13 protein-coding genes are annotated in these 14,633 nt (G+C 38.4%); 10 read left to right on the top strand and 3 right to left on the bottom strand.

From position 1 onward, the window contains the following. Window positions 1-2: 2 nt before the first annotated feature. The 5 genes from arsM to Q2U82_RS07795 all read left to right on the top strand — a co-directional run bounded on the left by arsM (window position 3) and on the right by Q2U82_RS07795 (window position 4,777). Window positions 3-971, top strand: coding sequence for an arsenosugar biosynthesis arsenite methyltransferase ArsM (gene arsM, locus Q2U82_RS07815; RefSeq protein WP_410004319.1), 969 nt, complete (start codon window positions 3-5; stop codon window positions 969-971). An 81-nt stretch (window positions 972-1,052) separates the two neighbouring features. Then, window positions 1,053-2,165, top strand: a complete 1,113-nt coding sequence (locus Q2U82_RS07810) for an inorganic phosphate transporter (protein ID WP_410004318.1) — start codon at window positions 1,053-1,055, stop codon at window positions 2,163-2,165. Window positions 2,166-2,204: 39 nt separating this feature from the next. Then, complete coding sequence (locus tag Q2U82_RS07805; RefSeq protein ID WP_410004317.1) at window positions 2,205-3,086, top strand: sterol desaturase family protein; 882 nt, start codon at window positions 2,205-2,207, stop codon at window positions 3,084-3,086. Window positions 3,087-3,130: 44 nt separating this feature from the next. Further along, complete coding sequence (locus Q2U82_RS07800; protein ID WP_410004316.1) at window positions 3,131-3,934, top strand: DUF547 domain-containing protein; 804 nt, start codon at window positions 3,131-3,133, stop codon at window positions 3,932-3,934. A 75-nt stretch (window positions 3,935-4,009) separates the two neighbouring features. Continuing rightward, entirely contained in the window at window positions 4,010-4,777 is a 768-nt protein-coding gene (locus tag Q2U82_RS07795) for a TIGR04283 family arsenosugar biosynthesis glycosyltransferase (protein WP_410004315.1), read from the top strand. On the opposite strand, the gene Q2U82_RS07790 is transcribed toward Q2U82_RS07795, so the two are convergent. Next, the gene (locus tag Q2U82_RS07790; protein ID WP_410004314.1) at window positions 4,778-5,845 is read right to left on the bottom strand and encodes a glycoside hydrolase family 113; all 1,068 of its coding nucleotides are present in this window, start codon (window positions 5,843-5,845) and stop codon (window positions 4,778-4,780) included. A 140-nt stretch (window positions 5,846-5,985) separates the two neighbouring features. Here Q2U82_RS07790 and Q2U82_RS07785 point away from each other — a divergent pair, with 140 nt between their 5' ends. The 5 genes from Q2U82_RS07785 (at window position 5,986) to Q2U82_RS07765 (ending at window position 11,881) form a co-directional block, all read left to right on the top strand. Continuing rightward, entirely contained in the window at window positions 5,986-7,287 is a 1,302-nt protein-coding gene (locus Q2U82_RS07785; protein ID WP_410004313.1) for an NAD(P)/FAD-dependent oxidoreductase, read from the top strand. A gap of 3 nt (window positions 7,288-7,290) precedes the next feature. Further along, entirely contained in the window at window positions 7,291-8,877 is a 1,587-nt protein-coding gene (locus Q2U82_RS07780) for a 4Fe-4S binding protein (RefSeq protein ID WP_410004312.1), read from the top strand. Window positions 8,878-8,990: 113 nt separating this feature from the next. Continuing rightward, window positions 8,991-9,686, top strand: coding sequence for a glycosyltransferase family 2 protein (locus tag Q2U82_RS07775; protein ID WP_410004311.1), 696 nt, complete (start codon window positions 8,991-8,993; stop codon window positions 9,684-9,686). After that, complete coding sequence (locus Q2U82_RS07770) at window positions 9,683-11,173, top strand: cellulose synthase family protein (RefSeq protein WP_410004310.1); 1,491 nt, start codon at window positions 9,683-9,685, stop codon at window positions 11,171-11,173. Before Q2U82_RS07775 ends, Q2U82_RS07770 begins: the two co-directional genes overlap by 4 nt. 111 nt (window positions 11,174-11,284) lie before the next feature. After that, window positions 11,285-11,881: an FMN-binding negative transcriptional regulator gene (locus tag Q2U82_RS07765; RefSeq protein WP_410004309.1), complete on the top strand. Its 597-nt coding sequence runs from the start codon at window positions 11,285-11,287 to the stop codon at window positions 11,879-11,881. 1 nt (window position 11,882) lies between these two features. On the opposite strand, the gene Q2U82_RS07760 is transcribed toward Q2U82_RS07765, so the two are convergent. Then, on the bottom strand, window positions 11,883-13,244 hold the full coding sequence (locus tag Q2U82_RS07760; protein WP_410004308.1) for a hypothetical protein: 1,362 nt from the start codon (window positions 13,242-13,244) through the stop codon (window positions 11,883-11,885). 4 nt (window positions 13,245-13,248) lie between these two features. Beyond that, complete coding sequence (locus tag Q2U82_RS07755; protein WP_410004307.1) at window positions 13,249-14,604, bottom strand: UDP-N-acetylmuramate--L-alanine ligase; 1,356 nt, start codon at window positions 14,602-14,604, stop codon at window positions 13,249-13,251. Window positions 14,605-14,633: the final 29 nt, after the last annotated feature.

The following is a 14,633-nucleotide window of genomic DNA, read 5'->3' as shown; positions in this document are numbered from 1 at the left end:
ATATGAGCTATTTAGATACCACCAACGATGTTTACAAACAAGCTGCCCTAATGCCAGATGTAGGTCTTTGTTGCACCACAAACCCAATTTGGGAGCTTCCTGGATTAAAAATTCCGAAAATAATGCAGGAAATGAATTATGGCTGCGGAAGTACCGTAAATGCTCGCGATCTTACCAATAATCCAAAAATGCTTTATGTTGGCGTTGGTGGCGGAATGGAACTTTTGCAGTTTTCATATTTCAACAGACAAAAAGGTGGTGTAATTGGTGTGGATACCGTAGATGAAATGCTTGAGGCTTCCCGAAAAAATTTCATGGAAGCGGAATCGTTGAACCCATGGTTCAAAAGTGATTTTGTGGAATTGAAAAAAGGAGATGCATTGAATCTTCCCGTTGAAGATAACTCTATAGATGTTGCGGCACAGAACTGTCTTTTCAATATTTTTAAGGCAGAGGATCTTAAAAAAGCGATTGAAGAAATGTACCGTGTTTTAAAACCACACGGACGTTTGGTAATGAGCGATCCCACTTGCGAACAGCAAATGAATGAAACCCTTCGTGAGGATGCACGTCTTCGCGCACTTTGTTTAAGCGGAAGCCTTCCAATTGCTGAATATGTAAAAGCGTTGACCGATGTAGGCTTCGGAACTATTGAAATTCGCGCTAGAAAACCTTACCGTATTCTCGATCCAAAAAACTACCCAACTGATGAATTAATCTATATTGAATCCATTGAGGTTGCAGCAATAAAAGACCCAATGCCAGAAGATGGACCCTGTATTTTTACAGGAAAAGCGGCAATTTATTTTGGCTCGGAAAATCATTTTGATGATAAAAAAGGGCATATTCTTTTGAAAAACCAACCTATTGCAGTATGCGATAAAACCGCTGGAGCATTAGCAGATTTAGGCAGGGATGATATTTTTATAAGTGAATCCACTTTTCATTATGACGGTGGCGGGTGCTGTTAAAGTAGCAATTTAGGAAAGAATCCTTTTGTACTCAAAAACCCCAATTAAGAATTTTACGTAAGTAAAAGAAACCGATCATATATGATTTTTATCCTCCTTTTTATCGCTGCCTGTTTTTTAGCCTTTAGCAATGGTGCAAATGACAATTTTAAAGGAGTCGCCACCCTTTTCGGAAGCGGTACAACAGATTACAAAAAAGCGATAACTTGGGCAACAATCACCACTTTTGCCGGCTCCATTGCCGCCATTTTTCTTGCGGGAACTCTGGTGAAGAATTTTTCAGGTAAAGGATTGGTTCCCGATGATCTAATCCAAAACCCCATATTTGCCATTTCCATTGCCTTGGGTGCAGCGCTAACAGTTTTTATTGCCACTAAAGTTGGCATGCCAATATCAACTACGCATGGTTTGGTAGGCGCATTATTTGGTGCTGGATTTATGGCTATTGGTGGCGATTTCAATTTTGCAAAACTTGGAAATACCTTTCTTATGCCACTTATCGTAAGCCCGCTAATGGCAGCAATTCTAAGCTTCTTGGCGTATTTAACTTTTAGGCATTTCAGAAAGAAAACGAGGATAACAAAAAAGAGCTGCGTTTGTGTTTCAGAAAAGCAAGCCGTTTTAAAAACAGCCGATTCCAGTCTTTCCATGGATAAATACACCACGCTGGAAATAACCCAATGCAAAAAGAACTGTGACGAAAAATACGCGGGACAATTGCTTGGCATTTCCGCTCAAAATATATTGGACACTTTACATTTTATGAGCGCCGGGGTTGTAAGTTTTGCCCGTGGCCTAAATGATACACCTAAAATTGTTGGACTTTTGGTAATTATAAATGCGTTGGACATACATTGGGGAATGATCGCGGTAGCTATTACCATGGCTTTGGGAGGAATTCTCAATGCCAAAAAAGTCGGGGAAACGATGAGCAAAAAAATTACCCCAATGAATTCCGGGCAAGGTTTTACCGCAAACATGATTACCGGAATACTGGTTACAACTGCCAGCATCCACGGACTTCCGGTTTCTACTACGCATGTTTCGGTAGGTTCCATTTTTGGTATTGGAACAGTTACTAAAAAAGCCAACCCCAAAGTAATTTATAAAATTGTGCTTTCCTGGATACTCACGCTTCCTTTGGCGGCTATTATAAGCGCCCTGCTATTCAAATTGCTTGAAAGTATTTTGTAATTTCCCTTTTTGTTTTACGACAAGTGAAACAACATTGCTATGGAAAAATATTTCGAAATATTTATAAATTCCTATCACGGCTACTTCAATTATCTGTGGAAGGAAATAACCCACTTCCATTGGGAAAATTATTTCTACGGATTGTTATTGATTTCGCTATTGGTATGGGGTTTGGAATTATTATTTCCATGGCGAAAAAACCAAAAAGTCTTCCGAAAGGATTTTTGGCTGGACACTTTTTATATGTTTTTCAATTTTTTCCTGTTGAATTTAATTGTACTTATTTTCTTATCCAACGCTACAGCGGAGTTGTTCAACGATGTACTTGGGTTGATTGGTTTGAAGGTTTCAGATTTTCAATTGCTTGATTTAAACGTCCTACCTTTTGGGCTGGGTCTTTTGATTTTCTTTTTGGTTACAGATTTTGTGCAATGGAACACGCACCGCTTGCTCCACAGAATTCCGTGGCTTTGGAATTTCCATAAATTGCACCATTCCGTCAAGGAAATGGGTTTTGCCGCACACCTTCGCTACCATTGGATGGAACCCGTTGTTTACAAATCGTTGCTTTACGTTCCATTAGCGATAATTGGCGGTTTTGATGTTGAAGCAGTTGCAATAGTCCATTTTACGGCGCTTGCCATTGGGCATTTAAACCACGCCAATATTGGTTGGGATTATGGAATATTCAAATATGTGTTTAACAATCCAAAAATGCACATTTGGCATCACGCTAAAGTTTTGCCAAAACACGCACAATACGGTGTTAATTATGGCATTAGTTTAAGTCTTTGGGATTACCTTTTTAAAACAGATCATATTCCGCATGACGGTAGGGACATTGAGCTGGGCTTTGATGGTGATGAAAATTTTCCAAAGAATTTTGTGAAGCAGGAACTCTATCCCATCAAAACCAAATAGCGGATTGCTTCGTAAGTATTTGAAACATTAAACCACACAAAAAAATGAAAACCTTATTCAATATTGTTACAATACTTTTTGTGGCTTTTACCATGCAAAGTTGCAACCTTCTTTCCGCCGCAGGCGTGAGCAGTCAAGGGCAGCCCACTAAAGAAGTGGAATCTAAACTTACCTCAACTACCGCTAATTCCGCTGTAAACGTAGATCATTCCGAATGGGACAAATTGCTGAAAAAATATGTAAATAGCCAAGGCATGGTAGATTATAAAGGTTTTAAAAACAATGAAGCCAAACTGGATGCTTATTTAAAAATGCTTTCTGAAAAAGAACCCTCAAATGATTGGAGCGTGCAGGAATTATTGGCTTATTACATTAACCTGTACAATGCGGCAACCGTAAAATTAATCGTGGAAAACTATCCCGTAAAGAGCATTAAGGATATTGACGGCGCTTGGACCAAAGGCCGAGTTTCTGTTGGAAATAAAGAACTTTCCCTTGGCGGAATTGAAAATGGGATTCTTCGAAAAATGAACGAGCCCAGAATTCACTTCGCCATAAATTGCGCATCCATTTCCTGCCCAAAACTTTTGGACGAGGCTTACACCGCTTCAAAAATAAATGAGCAATTGGATCGCGCGACCAAGGAATTCATCAATAGCGATAAAAATGATATTTCAGCCAGCAACCCGAAGGTTTCCTCCATTTTCGACTGGTATGCCAAGGATTACAAAGTGAATGGTAAACAGGATGTTATTGGGTTTATCAATAAATACGCGAATACGAAGATAAATCAAGGTGCGACTTTAAGCTACAAGAATTATAACTGGGAATTGAACGAACAAAAATAAATTACAAGACAGCAATCTTAACAAACCTCACAGGTTTCTAAAACCTGTGAGGTTTAACTTTCGTACTTTTATCATATGCTTTCCATCATCATCCCAGTTTTAAACGAGGCCGAAACCATTGCGGAATTATTGATCCATCTTTCGGAAAACCTTTCGGGAGAAAATGAAACGGAATTGATTTTGGTGGATGGCGGCAGTACCGATGGCACCCAAGAAATAATTTCAGCTTTTGAATATACTAGGTTTTCTAAACCTGTTAGGTTTATTCAATTTGAAAAAGGCCGCGCCAAGCAAATGAACAGAGGCGCGCAAGTAGCTTCGGGCGATATTCTTTACTTTCTGCACGCCGATTCCTTTCCTCCCAAAAATTTTGACAAATACATTATTTCCGAAGTAAAAAAAGGAAACCCAGCAGGTTGCTTCCGAATGAAATTTGACCATACCCACTGGTGGCTGCGGCTTGCGGGATGGTTAACAAAATTTCACTGGCGTGCTTGCCGTGGAGGGGACCAAAGTCAGTTTATTACAAAACAGCTATTTGAGGAAATTGGTGGTTTTGATGAAACCTATATTATTTACGAAGACAATATTTTAATCAACGAGCTTTACTCACGGAAGAAATTTGTAGTAATACAACAATGGATTACAACTTCAGCAAGGCTTTATGAGCAAAAGGGAATTTGGAATTTACAATACCATTTTTGGGCAATCTATATAAAAAAATGGCTTGGCGCTGATGCGGATGAATTGTATAATTATTATCTGAAAAATATAAAACTTTCAAAAAAGGAATTGTCTCAAACCGCAGAATCACCTGAGGCATTAGCCGAAAAACAGATCTAACTATTCTTTATAATATTTTGCTACAATTGTCTCCGCAGGTTTATTTTGCGGTGTAAACTGATTATCAGTGTTGCCTCCAACATCTTCGTGCGCAATAAACCATTTCCACAGAAATCCGCCGGCAAACCATTGTTCACCCCATACTTCTTCATATAAAGCCTGCAAGGTATTGGATTGTGCCTCAAAATTCATTGAAGTCAATGTATGGTCGCTTTCCCAAGGTTCCTTTCCGGCAAAATCCACGCTTCGGTAACCGTATTCCGTAAAGAGAATTTGTTTATTTTCCTTTTCTGAAACACTTTTTAACTCTTCTTTCCAGCGCTGCCAGCCCTTTCGCGCATCTGCAACTGTTGGGGTTTTGCTTTCGGAAACTGGGAAATAAGCGTCAACGCCAATAAAATCCAGCGCATCCCAAAACGGTACGCGTTTGTATTCATCCCAATTTGCCGCATAAGTGAGTTTTCCTTTGTAAACCTTTCTTATTTCTCTAATAAGGTTTCGCCAATATTCGGGACGATGTTCAATAAATTTTTCAAGCTCAGTGCCAATACATAATATTTCAACCTTTTCTTCTTCGGCAACTTTCGCAAAATCGGTTATAAAATTTCTATAGGAATTTTCAAGCTCCAACCAATCTGCTTCCGAAGCCATTTTTACCAAACCCGTAAACTCGCCGTTCCAAACCCATATTTGAGGCTTCATCATCACACGAATATCGTTCTTATGAAGCATCTTTATATATTGTTTCGCGCCCTCATCTGTTTCACCAAACCACTGCCGTTCCTGATTGTAAATAATTTTAGGATGGTCCAAACTTTTAATAAAACCGAAAGGCATAATGGCGGCATAATCTGCGTGAATATTCTTTAAAGGCGAAATATTTTCTTGTAGAATAGCGTCTTTCGAAGCCACGAAACTCACCCCGTTTATTTTCAAAATTATTGAATCCTCAATTATTTTTTGGTGTTCTTCAGCAATTATTACTTCTGAAGAATCACGCTTTTGTGGGCATCCCAAAATTAAAGGAAGAAAAACAATACAGCTTAACAAACGGAACAACAGCTTCATTTTAAAAATAAATTAGTGCTGAATGTAGCATTATTTTAGAATTTATAGAAACTTTAATAAGCCTTTTAAATCTAACCGGAATGTAATTGCGTAAATTTATAAACGACTGAAAAAACAATTCAACAAATAACTTCCAAATTATGGAGCATATCGTCATTATTGGCAACGGGATTGCTGGGATTACTGCCGCTAGGCACATCCGAAAACTTTCCGATAAAAAAGTAACCATAATTTCCGCAGAAACAGATCATTTTTTTTCCCGCACTGCTCTAATGTACGTTTATATGGGCCACATGCGCTGGCGCGACATTGAACCTTACGAACCATGGTTTTGGGAAAAGAACAGGCTTGAACTTAAAAAAGCATACGTTGAAACAGTTGACACCAATAACAAAACACTTCATTTTAAAGAGGGCGGATCAATCACTTATGACAAACTTATAATTGCAACAGGTTCCACCACCAATACTTTTGGGTGGGAAGGTTTGGAACTGAACGGCGTGCAAGGGTTGGTTTCGAAACAGGATTTGGAAAACCTTGAAAAAAACGCGCCAAACAACAAAGAATGTCCCCGGGCGGTAATTGTTGGCGGCGGATTGATTGGCGTTGAAATGGCCGAAATGCTCCGCACCCGAAAGATTGAAGTAACAATGCTCGTCCGTGAGTCTGCCTTTTGGGCCGGCACCCTTCCAAAACCAGAGGCAGAAATGATTTCACGTCACATTATTTCCCATGGCGTTGATCTTCGCCACAACGCGGAGCTCGATAAAATTTTAGGTGATGATAAAGGAAATGTTCGTGCCATTGTAACCAAAGAGGGCGAGGAAATACCTTGCTGCGTGGTTGGAATTACCACGGGCGTAAAACCGCAGATTTCCTTTCTTCAACATTCAAAAATTGAAACCGATAAAGGTGTTTTGGTAAACCGAAAACTGGAAACAAATATTGAAGACGTTTATGCCATTGGCGATTGCGCACAACAGCGCGAACCCATTGGAAACCGCCCGCCAATAGAAGCCGTTTGGTACACAGGCAGAATGATGGGCGAAGCCCTTGCACAAACCATCTGTGGAAAAACCTTTGAGTACAATCCTGGAAATTGGTTTAACAGCGCCAAGTTTTTTGATATTGAATACCAAACCTACGGTTGGGTTTTTTCTGAAAGTAGAAAGAAAGATTACGAAGCACAATTTCATTGGAAATGTGATAGTGATTTACGTTGTATAACTATTTCTTATCATAAAGAAAACGACGAATTTTTAGGAATAAATACTTTCGGAATACGGATGAAACAGGAGGTTTTTGACAGATGGCTAAATGAAAAACGAAGTGTGGATTACGTGGTGGAAAACCTAAAACAGGCCAATTTTGACCCTGAATTCTTCAAAAATTATGAAAAAGAGATTCAAACAGCATATGCCAATCAAACTATAACTGTATAATTTATGAGCACTGTTCAACGAAATATGTCCTTAACTGGCGAACCACCAAAAACAATAAACACCCAGCAAAAACTTGCCTCGGCTATAGGCTTGATAGGGTTGGCATTGCTCTTTTTGGCACTTTTCAATCTAAATTTTCCCAACAAAACATTGTGGTTAAGCACTTCTTTAGGAATGATTGCCGTAGGTATTATTTGGTTTTCAATCGCTGCTTATCAAAACAAACACGAAGGAATTAAAAATGATGGTGTCTATTTTAAATCGCTTTCCAGCCGTGGATTTTGGGCTTGGGTCTTGGGAATTACCGTTACACTTTTCTACGTTGTGCTGTACTGGTTTCCGCAATATTTGGGTTTAGTGAAAGATGGAGACAACAAAGGAATTGTTGCTCTTTTTGATCCGTTGAGCAAATTGCTGAACGGCGGTCCTGCCAGTCAATGGTTTGTTTATGGAACGCTTTATACTTTGGCAATCTTGGCTTTTGGCATAAAATTCATTTTAAAATACCGCCATAACAAATACGAAAAACTTCGAACGTTTTCCGTTATGTTTTTTCAATTGGGCTTTGCGTTTTTGATTCCTGAATTGATGCAAAGATTAAATAGCGATTCATTTAAACTTCCCTATTACGACCTAAAAAATATTTGGCCCCTCAATTATTACAATTTTGAACAATACCGTGTGGATGAATTTATTTCCGCAGGCGATATTGGTTTGGGGCTTTTAATTTTCGGTGTTGTATCAATCTTTGTAATTACCCCAATTTTGACCTATAAATACGGTAAACGTTGGTACTGCTCGTGGGTTTGTGGTTGTGGCGGCTTGGCGGAAACTGCCGGAGATCCATTCCGGCATTTGAGCGATAAAAGACAAGTTGCCTGGAAAGTGGAACGCTGGGTAATACACAGTGTGTTGGTCTTTGTGGTTTTGATGACCACGGCGGTCGTGCATTCCTATTTGGGTGACGACAGTTCAAAATATTGGTTGACAAAAGATGTTTTTCTCATAAGTGTGGCAACACTTTTAACGCTCGTTTTTGCAGGGGTTTGGATTTTCAAAAGAGAAGAACTTCAAAAAGATGCACGAATAGGTTCCATCGCATATTTGGTGATAATTCTTTCTTTGGTTGGACTTCATTTCGCTACAGGAAAAACTTTGTTTTTGTTTAATGCAGAAACGCTTCGCCAATCATACGGTTTTTTGATCGGAGCTGTGTTTAGCGGCGTGATTGGCGTTGGCTTCTACCCTATTTTTGGTAGTCGTGTTTGGTGTCGTTTTGGTTGCCCAATGGCTGCCATCTTAGGTTTTCAGCAACGGCTTTTTTCGCGTTTCAGAATTACCACAAACGGCGGACAATGTATTTCCTGCGGCAATTGCTCCACCTATTGCGAAATGGGTATCGACGTTCGTGCCTACGCCCAAAAAGGGGAAAACATCGTTCGTTCCAGCTGCGTTGGCTGTGGCATTTGTTCAGCAGTTTGTCCACGCGGCGTTTTGAAACTTGAAAATAGACCCCTTGAAAAGCGGATTGATTCCAACGAAATTCTACTTGGGAATGACGTGGATTTGATGAACTATGTAAATAAGTAGCAGTATTCAGTTGCAGTTCGCAGTATAGAGCTGTCAGGTTTAAGAAGATACTTCGTCAAACGGAATGTCATATATTTTTCTGAAATTCGCAGTCCATAAATTCACAGGTTTTAATGTCCAAAATTATTAAAGTAATCATTCCCGCTTATAACGAAGAAGGCTCCATCGGGAAGGTGATTGCCGAAATCCCGGAAATAGTTTCAGAAATAATTGTGGTGGACAATAACTCTTCAGACGCTACGGCAAAAGTTGCCAAAAACGCAGGCGCAACTGTGCTTTTTCAACCCAATGCCGGTTACGGAAACGCTTGTTTAAAAGGAATGGAATACATTTCAGAAGAAAAAATTAAACCAGATATTTTGGTTTTTCTCGATGGCGATTACAGCGATTATCCTTCGGAAATGTTGAAAATTATAGCTCCAATAATTGAAAAAAACGTCGATTTTGTTGTGGGTGCCCGCGTTAGGAGTCTTCGTGAAAATGGTTCTATGACCTTTCCGCAGCGCTTCGGCAACAAACTGGCCACCAAACTGATGCGTCTTTTTTTCAACTCAACATTTACTGATCTTGGACCGTTTCGGGCTATAAAATATGAAAAGCTACTTCAGCTTAATATGCAAGACAAAACCTATGGCTGGACCGTAGAAATGCAACTGAAAGTATTGAAGAAAAAATTCACCTATGTTGAAGTTCCCGTAAAATACCGAAACCGGATAGGAGTTTCAAAAGTTTCGGGTACGGTAAAAGGTACTATCTTTGCTGGTATAAAAATCCTGACCTGGATCTTTAAATACAGCTTCAAAAAATGATTCTTGAATCCCTAATTATTGTTGTTTATTCCGTTGCCCTGCTTCTTATCTTTATGTATGCTTTGGCGCAGCTCAATTTGCTTTTTAATTATTTAAGTGCCCGAAAACATCATAAAAACTCACCAACGTTCGATTTTTCCAAAGAAGAGGAAATTCCCTATGTAACTATCCAACTGCCAGTTTATAACGAATTATATGTAATGGATCGTTTGCTGAGCAACATTGCAGAAATGGATTACCCAAAGGAAAAGCTGGAAATACAAGTTTTGGATGATAGTACCGATGAATCTTTTGAAGAAACCGCAAAGCATATTGAAGCGCTTCGGAAAACAGGATTGGATATTCAACATGTGACCAGAAAAACCCGTGAAGGCTTTAAAGCAGGGGCACTAAAGGAAGGTTTAAAGATTGCAAAAGGCGAATACATTGCCATATTTGATGCAGATTTTCTTCCGAAGAAAAACTGGTTAAAAAACACCATTCCATATTTTAAGGATGAAGAAATTGGCGTGGTGCAAACTCGTTGGGGGCATTTAAATCGCGATTACTCAATACTTACACGAGTACAAGCTTTTGCGCTTGATGCACATTTCACTTTGGAACAGGTTGGAAGAAACAGCAAAGGACATTTCATAAATTTCAACGGAACGGCGGGTGTTTGGCGTAAAGAATGTATTTTGGACGCAGGGAATTGGGAGGGCGACACCCTTACTGAAGACCTCGACCTCAGCTACCGAGCACAACTTAAAAACTGGAAATTCAAATATTTGGAAGAAGTGGAAACGCCGGCGGAGCTTCCGGTTGTTATTAGTGCTGCGCGTTCGCAACAATTTAGATGGAACAAAGGAGGAGCAGAGAATTTTCAAAAAATGGCTTGGCGTGTTTTTAAAAGCAAGGATATTTCAATCAAAACTAAGATTCACAGTTTTCTACATTTGCTGAACAGCACCATGTTTTTGAACATTTTGATTGTTGCAATCTTGAGTATTCCGATGCTTTATATAAAAAATGAATACGAACACTTAAAAATGTATTTTTATGTGATGAGCTTTTTTGTGATAAGCACCATCATCTTTTTCATCTGTTATTGGTTTACCTACAAAAGCATTTATGGCGGCGGGTTTAAAAGATTCCTGAAATATTCAGCAATGTTTTTTACGTTTTTTTCTGTGGCGATGGGCTTTTCGCTGCATAATTCCATTGCGGTTTTGGAAGGGCATTTTGGGAAGAAAAGCGAATTTATCCGTACCCCGAAATTCAACATTAGCTCTTTAAAGGAAAGCTGGAAAGGCAATAAATACATTACCAAAAACATTTCGCCAAACGTGATTATTGAAGGAATCTTAATGCTTTATTTCGCGTTTGGAATGTACAGCGCTTTCATAGTTGGCGACCAAGGCGGCGATTTCGGATTGTTTCCATTTCACTTAATGCTTTGCGTAGGGTTTGGGTTTGTGTTTTTTAAATCGCTTACTTCCAAAGCGTAAAAACTTTATGAAACTTTGAGTTTCTTTGTGCAACTTTGTGAAATAGTTTTACGACAGAGCTTCACATAGAAATGTCCAATGCCTAATGCCTAATGCCTAATGCCTAAATAAATGTATCCACCGCCACACCATCAATCAAATGAAATTGAAAAAATGATTTCCGTAATCAAACATTTCCCTTTGGGAATATTGGTTACTGCGAAGGATGGAAAACCGTTTGTTACGCACATACCTTTTATTTATAACGAAACTTCAAAAAAATTGGTCGCTCATTTAGACCGAAACAATCCGCAACTGGAAACTTTAAAAGATGAGGCTGAAGTTACAGTGGTTTTTAAAGGTCCCGACACTTATATTTCGCCAAGTATTTACACAACGCCACAATTACCAACGTGGAATTATATCATTGTCCACGTTACTGGAAAACTTCAACTTATAAATGAGCCAGAAGCAATAAAGCAAACCATGCTGGATATGACTGAGTTTTTGGAAGGCAAAGAACAAAATTTCATTCTAAAAAATGACGACCCACGAATGGAGCGATTGATAAATTATATTCAAGCTTTTGAAATAGAAATCACCAATTGGGAAGGGAAATTCAAGCTTTCGCAGGATAAAAATGCTCAGGATTTTGAGAATGCGAAGATGGAATTGATAAAGAATTCTGGGAAGGATATTTCTAGATTTATTGTGGGTATTTATGAGTAACCTATTTAGTATAGGTTTCAATAAGAAGTAGAGGAAATTTCTTTTTCAGTCTTTTCTGATCTTCTTCATATTCCTTTCTATTCAGTGGTCTGAAATAATCTTTAAATTTTAATTTGACTCTTTCATCATTATATCTCAAGTCTTGAATCGCCTGTTTATGTGAAGCCAACAAAGTTATATATGATTGATAACTAACATTTTTATTGAAAACATAATTGAATTGTGTAGCAATCTCAATATGCTTTACGAAAAATTCAACCAATTCATCTTTTTTAAATTCTTCATTGCCAATTAAATAATGATTTTCCCCTAAATAAATTTGTATCGTTTTACTCACAACATCATCATTTGGTTGTGGAGGCAAAGGAACCTTCAATACAGAATCGGGAGTATTTATAATGCCAATCTTCTTAATCAAACCTCTATTATCAAATCTACTCACAAGGTTTTCATCACTCAACTTTGTTATATATTTTATATAATTATAGCCTAATCTCTTTAGATGATTTTCAAGTTTTACTAAATTATCCATAGAAATATCTTTTGGCATCAAAAGGACAATACTAAGCTCATGTCTAAATGTTTTAGATATTTCTTCTCTTAAATAGTCTCCTAATAAATCGAAATCTTGAATTTTTTCATTTTCCAATTGATAAAGTAGATGATTATTTTCTTCATAAATCTTTAATTTTTTTTTCCTAAAGTAATGCACATCATCTGTAAAATCAGAAACAGGCAAATCCACATAAGGATTTGAGTTCACCTGATTGGCTTCAATGTTTTCAGAAGGAAATATCGAAGTAGAGGCGAAGCAAAAAGCCGACGCAAGTATTATCGTAAGATTTAGCAATAATGCCTTGTAAGCCGCTTTTTTAATATGTCTAATTATAGATTTCCAACTTTCCAGAAAAATAACAATTGCTACTAAGAAAAGAATAAACTTCACTTCTGAAACTCTCGTTTCAACGAAGGTCGAAAGGATTGCCACCAAAAAACCTAGTTTTAGTAGGAGATAAGAAAAGTTGAATTGAAGAAAGCGTTGGTCATTTATTATTGATAATCTCACATTACCCGGAACAGGATTATTATCAGGCTTACGGAAAAGATTTAGCAGAAACATAGCGTTCCCTAACGCTAAAGAGATTATGGCAAAGTTGAAGTTTTGCCAATACTTTTCTGCAGCCTCCGTTGCAATCACATAATTTGCAATTCCGAAATCAAACAATCCAGAAAAAAGATTGATAAGACAAAGTAATGTATAAAAAGAAAAAGAGGCTCCAAATCCAAGAGTTACGCTTATCCAAAAACGCTTTTTTGAAATGTTTAATTTATTTCTATTTCTTAAAAACCCTTTTCGAAGCATGCCATTATTCCAAATACTCCTTTACCTCCTCAAAATCCAACCCACCATAATTGCCGCTACTCATTAAAAGCAAGCAAGTATTATCGTAATCCTGTGAAAAAAGATAGGTTTTAAAATCGGCCGGATTTGTGAAAACCACCAAATCCTGTCGGTCAAAAGCTTCATCAATTTGTTCGCCTTTTATTTCTTCAAGCTGTTTTATCAATACTGCATGTGGGGAATAGAAAACAACTGCGCTATCCGCAGCATCCAGCGCTCCTTTGTATTCTTTTAAAAATTCTGGATTTAAACTGCTGTAAGTATGAAGCTCCAAACAAGCAATCAATTTTCTATTTGGATATTGGCTTTTTACGGCTTCGGTAGTCGCTTTCACTTTGCTTGGCGAATGTGCGTAATCCTTATAAGCAACTGCCGTTTTGGTTTCGGCAATCTTTTCCAAACGTTTGCTAGCTCCTTTAAACGTTGCAATGGCTTCGTAAAAATCATCTGCATCCACGCCCATCAATTGGCAAATCCAGCGGGCACCCTCCAGATTGTTCAAATTGTGTTTTCCGAAAATTTCAACCGGCATCGGGCCTTCGGGAGTTTCCAAAAGGGTGGTTCCATCCTCAACCGAATATTCGGGAGTTTGGTACGGATATTTTTTTATGGGATTTTTTGCAGCTTCAACCACACGTTTAACCTCAGCGTCTTCTTCATTGTAAATGATTGCACCGCCATTGGTTATTTCCTTTAGAAAAATTTCAAACTGCTCCACATAGTTTTCATAGGTTGGAAAAACGTTGATGTGGTCCCACGCAATGCCACTCAACAAAGCAATATTAGGCTTGTAAAGATGGAATTTTGGGCGACGGTCTATGGGAGAGGAAAGGTATTCATCGCCTTCAATTACCATAAAATCGCTATCGTCGGTAATTTTCACCATTGTATCAAAACCTTCCAACTGTGCCCCAACCATATAATCTACGTCCTTTCCGTTGTAATTCATAACGTGAAGAATCATAGATGTAATCGTAGTTTTCCCGTGCGAGCCACCAATAACCACTCGGGTTTTGGTTTTGGACTGTTCGTAAAGAAATTCTGGGTAACTGTAGATTTTTAAACCGAGTTCCTTCGCTTTTAATAGTTCGGGATTGTCTGCTTTGGCGTGCATTCCGAGAATAACGGCATCAATTTCTGAAGTCAATTTTTCGGGAAACCATCCTTCTTTTTCGGGCAACAAACCTTTGTTTTTCAACCTACTTTTTGAAGGCTCAAAAACCTCATCGTCGCTTCCGGTTACCGTATCTCCTTTTTGATGTAATGCCAATGCAAGATTGTGCATCGCGCTGCCGCCTATGGCTATAAAGTGGATTCTCATTTTTTAGTTGAAGAGTTTATGAGTTTAGA

The sequence above is a fragment of the Aequorivita nionensis genome (assembly GCF_046352995.1).
GTDB lineage: Bacteria > Bacteroidota > Bacteroidia > Flavobacteriales > Flavobacteriaceae > Aequorivita > Aequorivita nionensis.
The sequence above is the reverse complement of the archived record's forward strand: the minus strand, read 5'-3'. Positions and strand labels throughout refer to the sequence as shown.

Coding starts and splice junctions, on each gene's coding strand:
- arsM (WP_410004319.1), top strand. CDS start 3: ATGAGCTATTTAGATACCACCAACGATGTTTACAAACAAGCTGCCCTA.
- Q2U82_RS07810 (WP_410004318.1), top strand. CDS start 1,053: ATGATTTTTATCCTCCTTTTTATCGCTGCCTGTTTTTTAGCCTTTAGC.
- Q2U82_RS07805 (WP_410004317.1), top strand. CDS start 2,205: ATGGAAAAATATTTCGAAATATTTATAAATTCCTATCACGGCTACTTC.
- Q2U82_RS07800 (WP_410004316.1), top strand. CDS start 3,131: ATGAAAACCTTATTCAATATTGTTACAATACTTTTTGTGGCTTTTACC.
- Q2U82_RS07795 (WP_410004315.1), top strand. CDS start 4,010: ATGCTTTCCATCATCATCCCAGTTTTAAACGAGGCCGAAACCATTGCG.
- Q2U82_RS07790 (WP_410004314.1), bottom strand. CDS start 5,845: ATGAAGCTGTTGTTCCGTTTGTTAAGCTGTATTGTTTTTCTTCCTTTA.
- Q2U82_RS07785 (WP_410004313.1), top strand. CDS start 5,986: ATGGAGCATATCGTCATTATTGGCAACGGGATTGCTGGGATTACTGCC.
- Q2U82_RS07780 (WP_410004312.1), top strand. CDS start 7,291: ATGAGCACTGTTCAACGAAATATGTCCTTAACTGGCGAACCACCAAAA.
- Q2U82_RS07775 (WP_410004311.1), top strand. CDS start 8,991: ATGTCCAAAATTATTAAAGTAATCATTCCCGCTTATAACGAAGAAGGC.
- Q2U82_RS07770 (WP_410004310.1), top strand. CDS start 9,683: ATGATTCTTGAATCCCTAATTATTGTTGTTTATTCCGTTGCCCTGCTT.
- Q2U82_RS07765 (WP_410004309.1), top strand. CDS start 11,285: ATGTATCCACCGCCACACCATCAATCAAATGAAATTGAAAAAATGATT.
- Q2U82_RS07760 (WP_410004308.1), bottom strand. CDS start 13,244: ATGCTTCGAAAAGGGTTTTTAAGAAATAGAAATAAATTAAACATTTCA.
- Q2U82_RS07755 (WP_410004307.1), bottom strand. CDS start 14,604: ATGAGAATCCACTTTATAGCCATAGGCGGCAGCGCGATGCACAATCTT.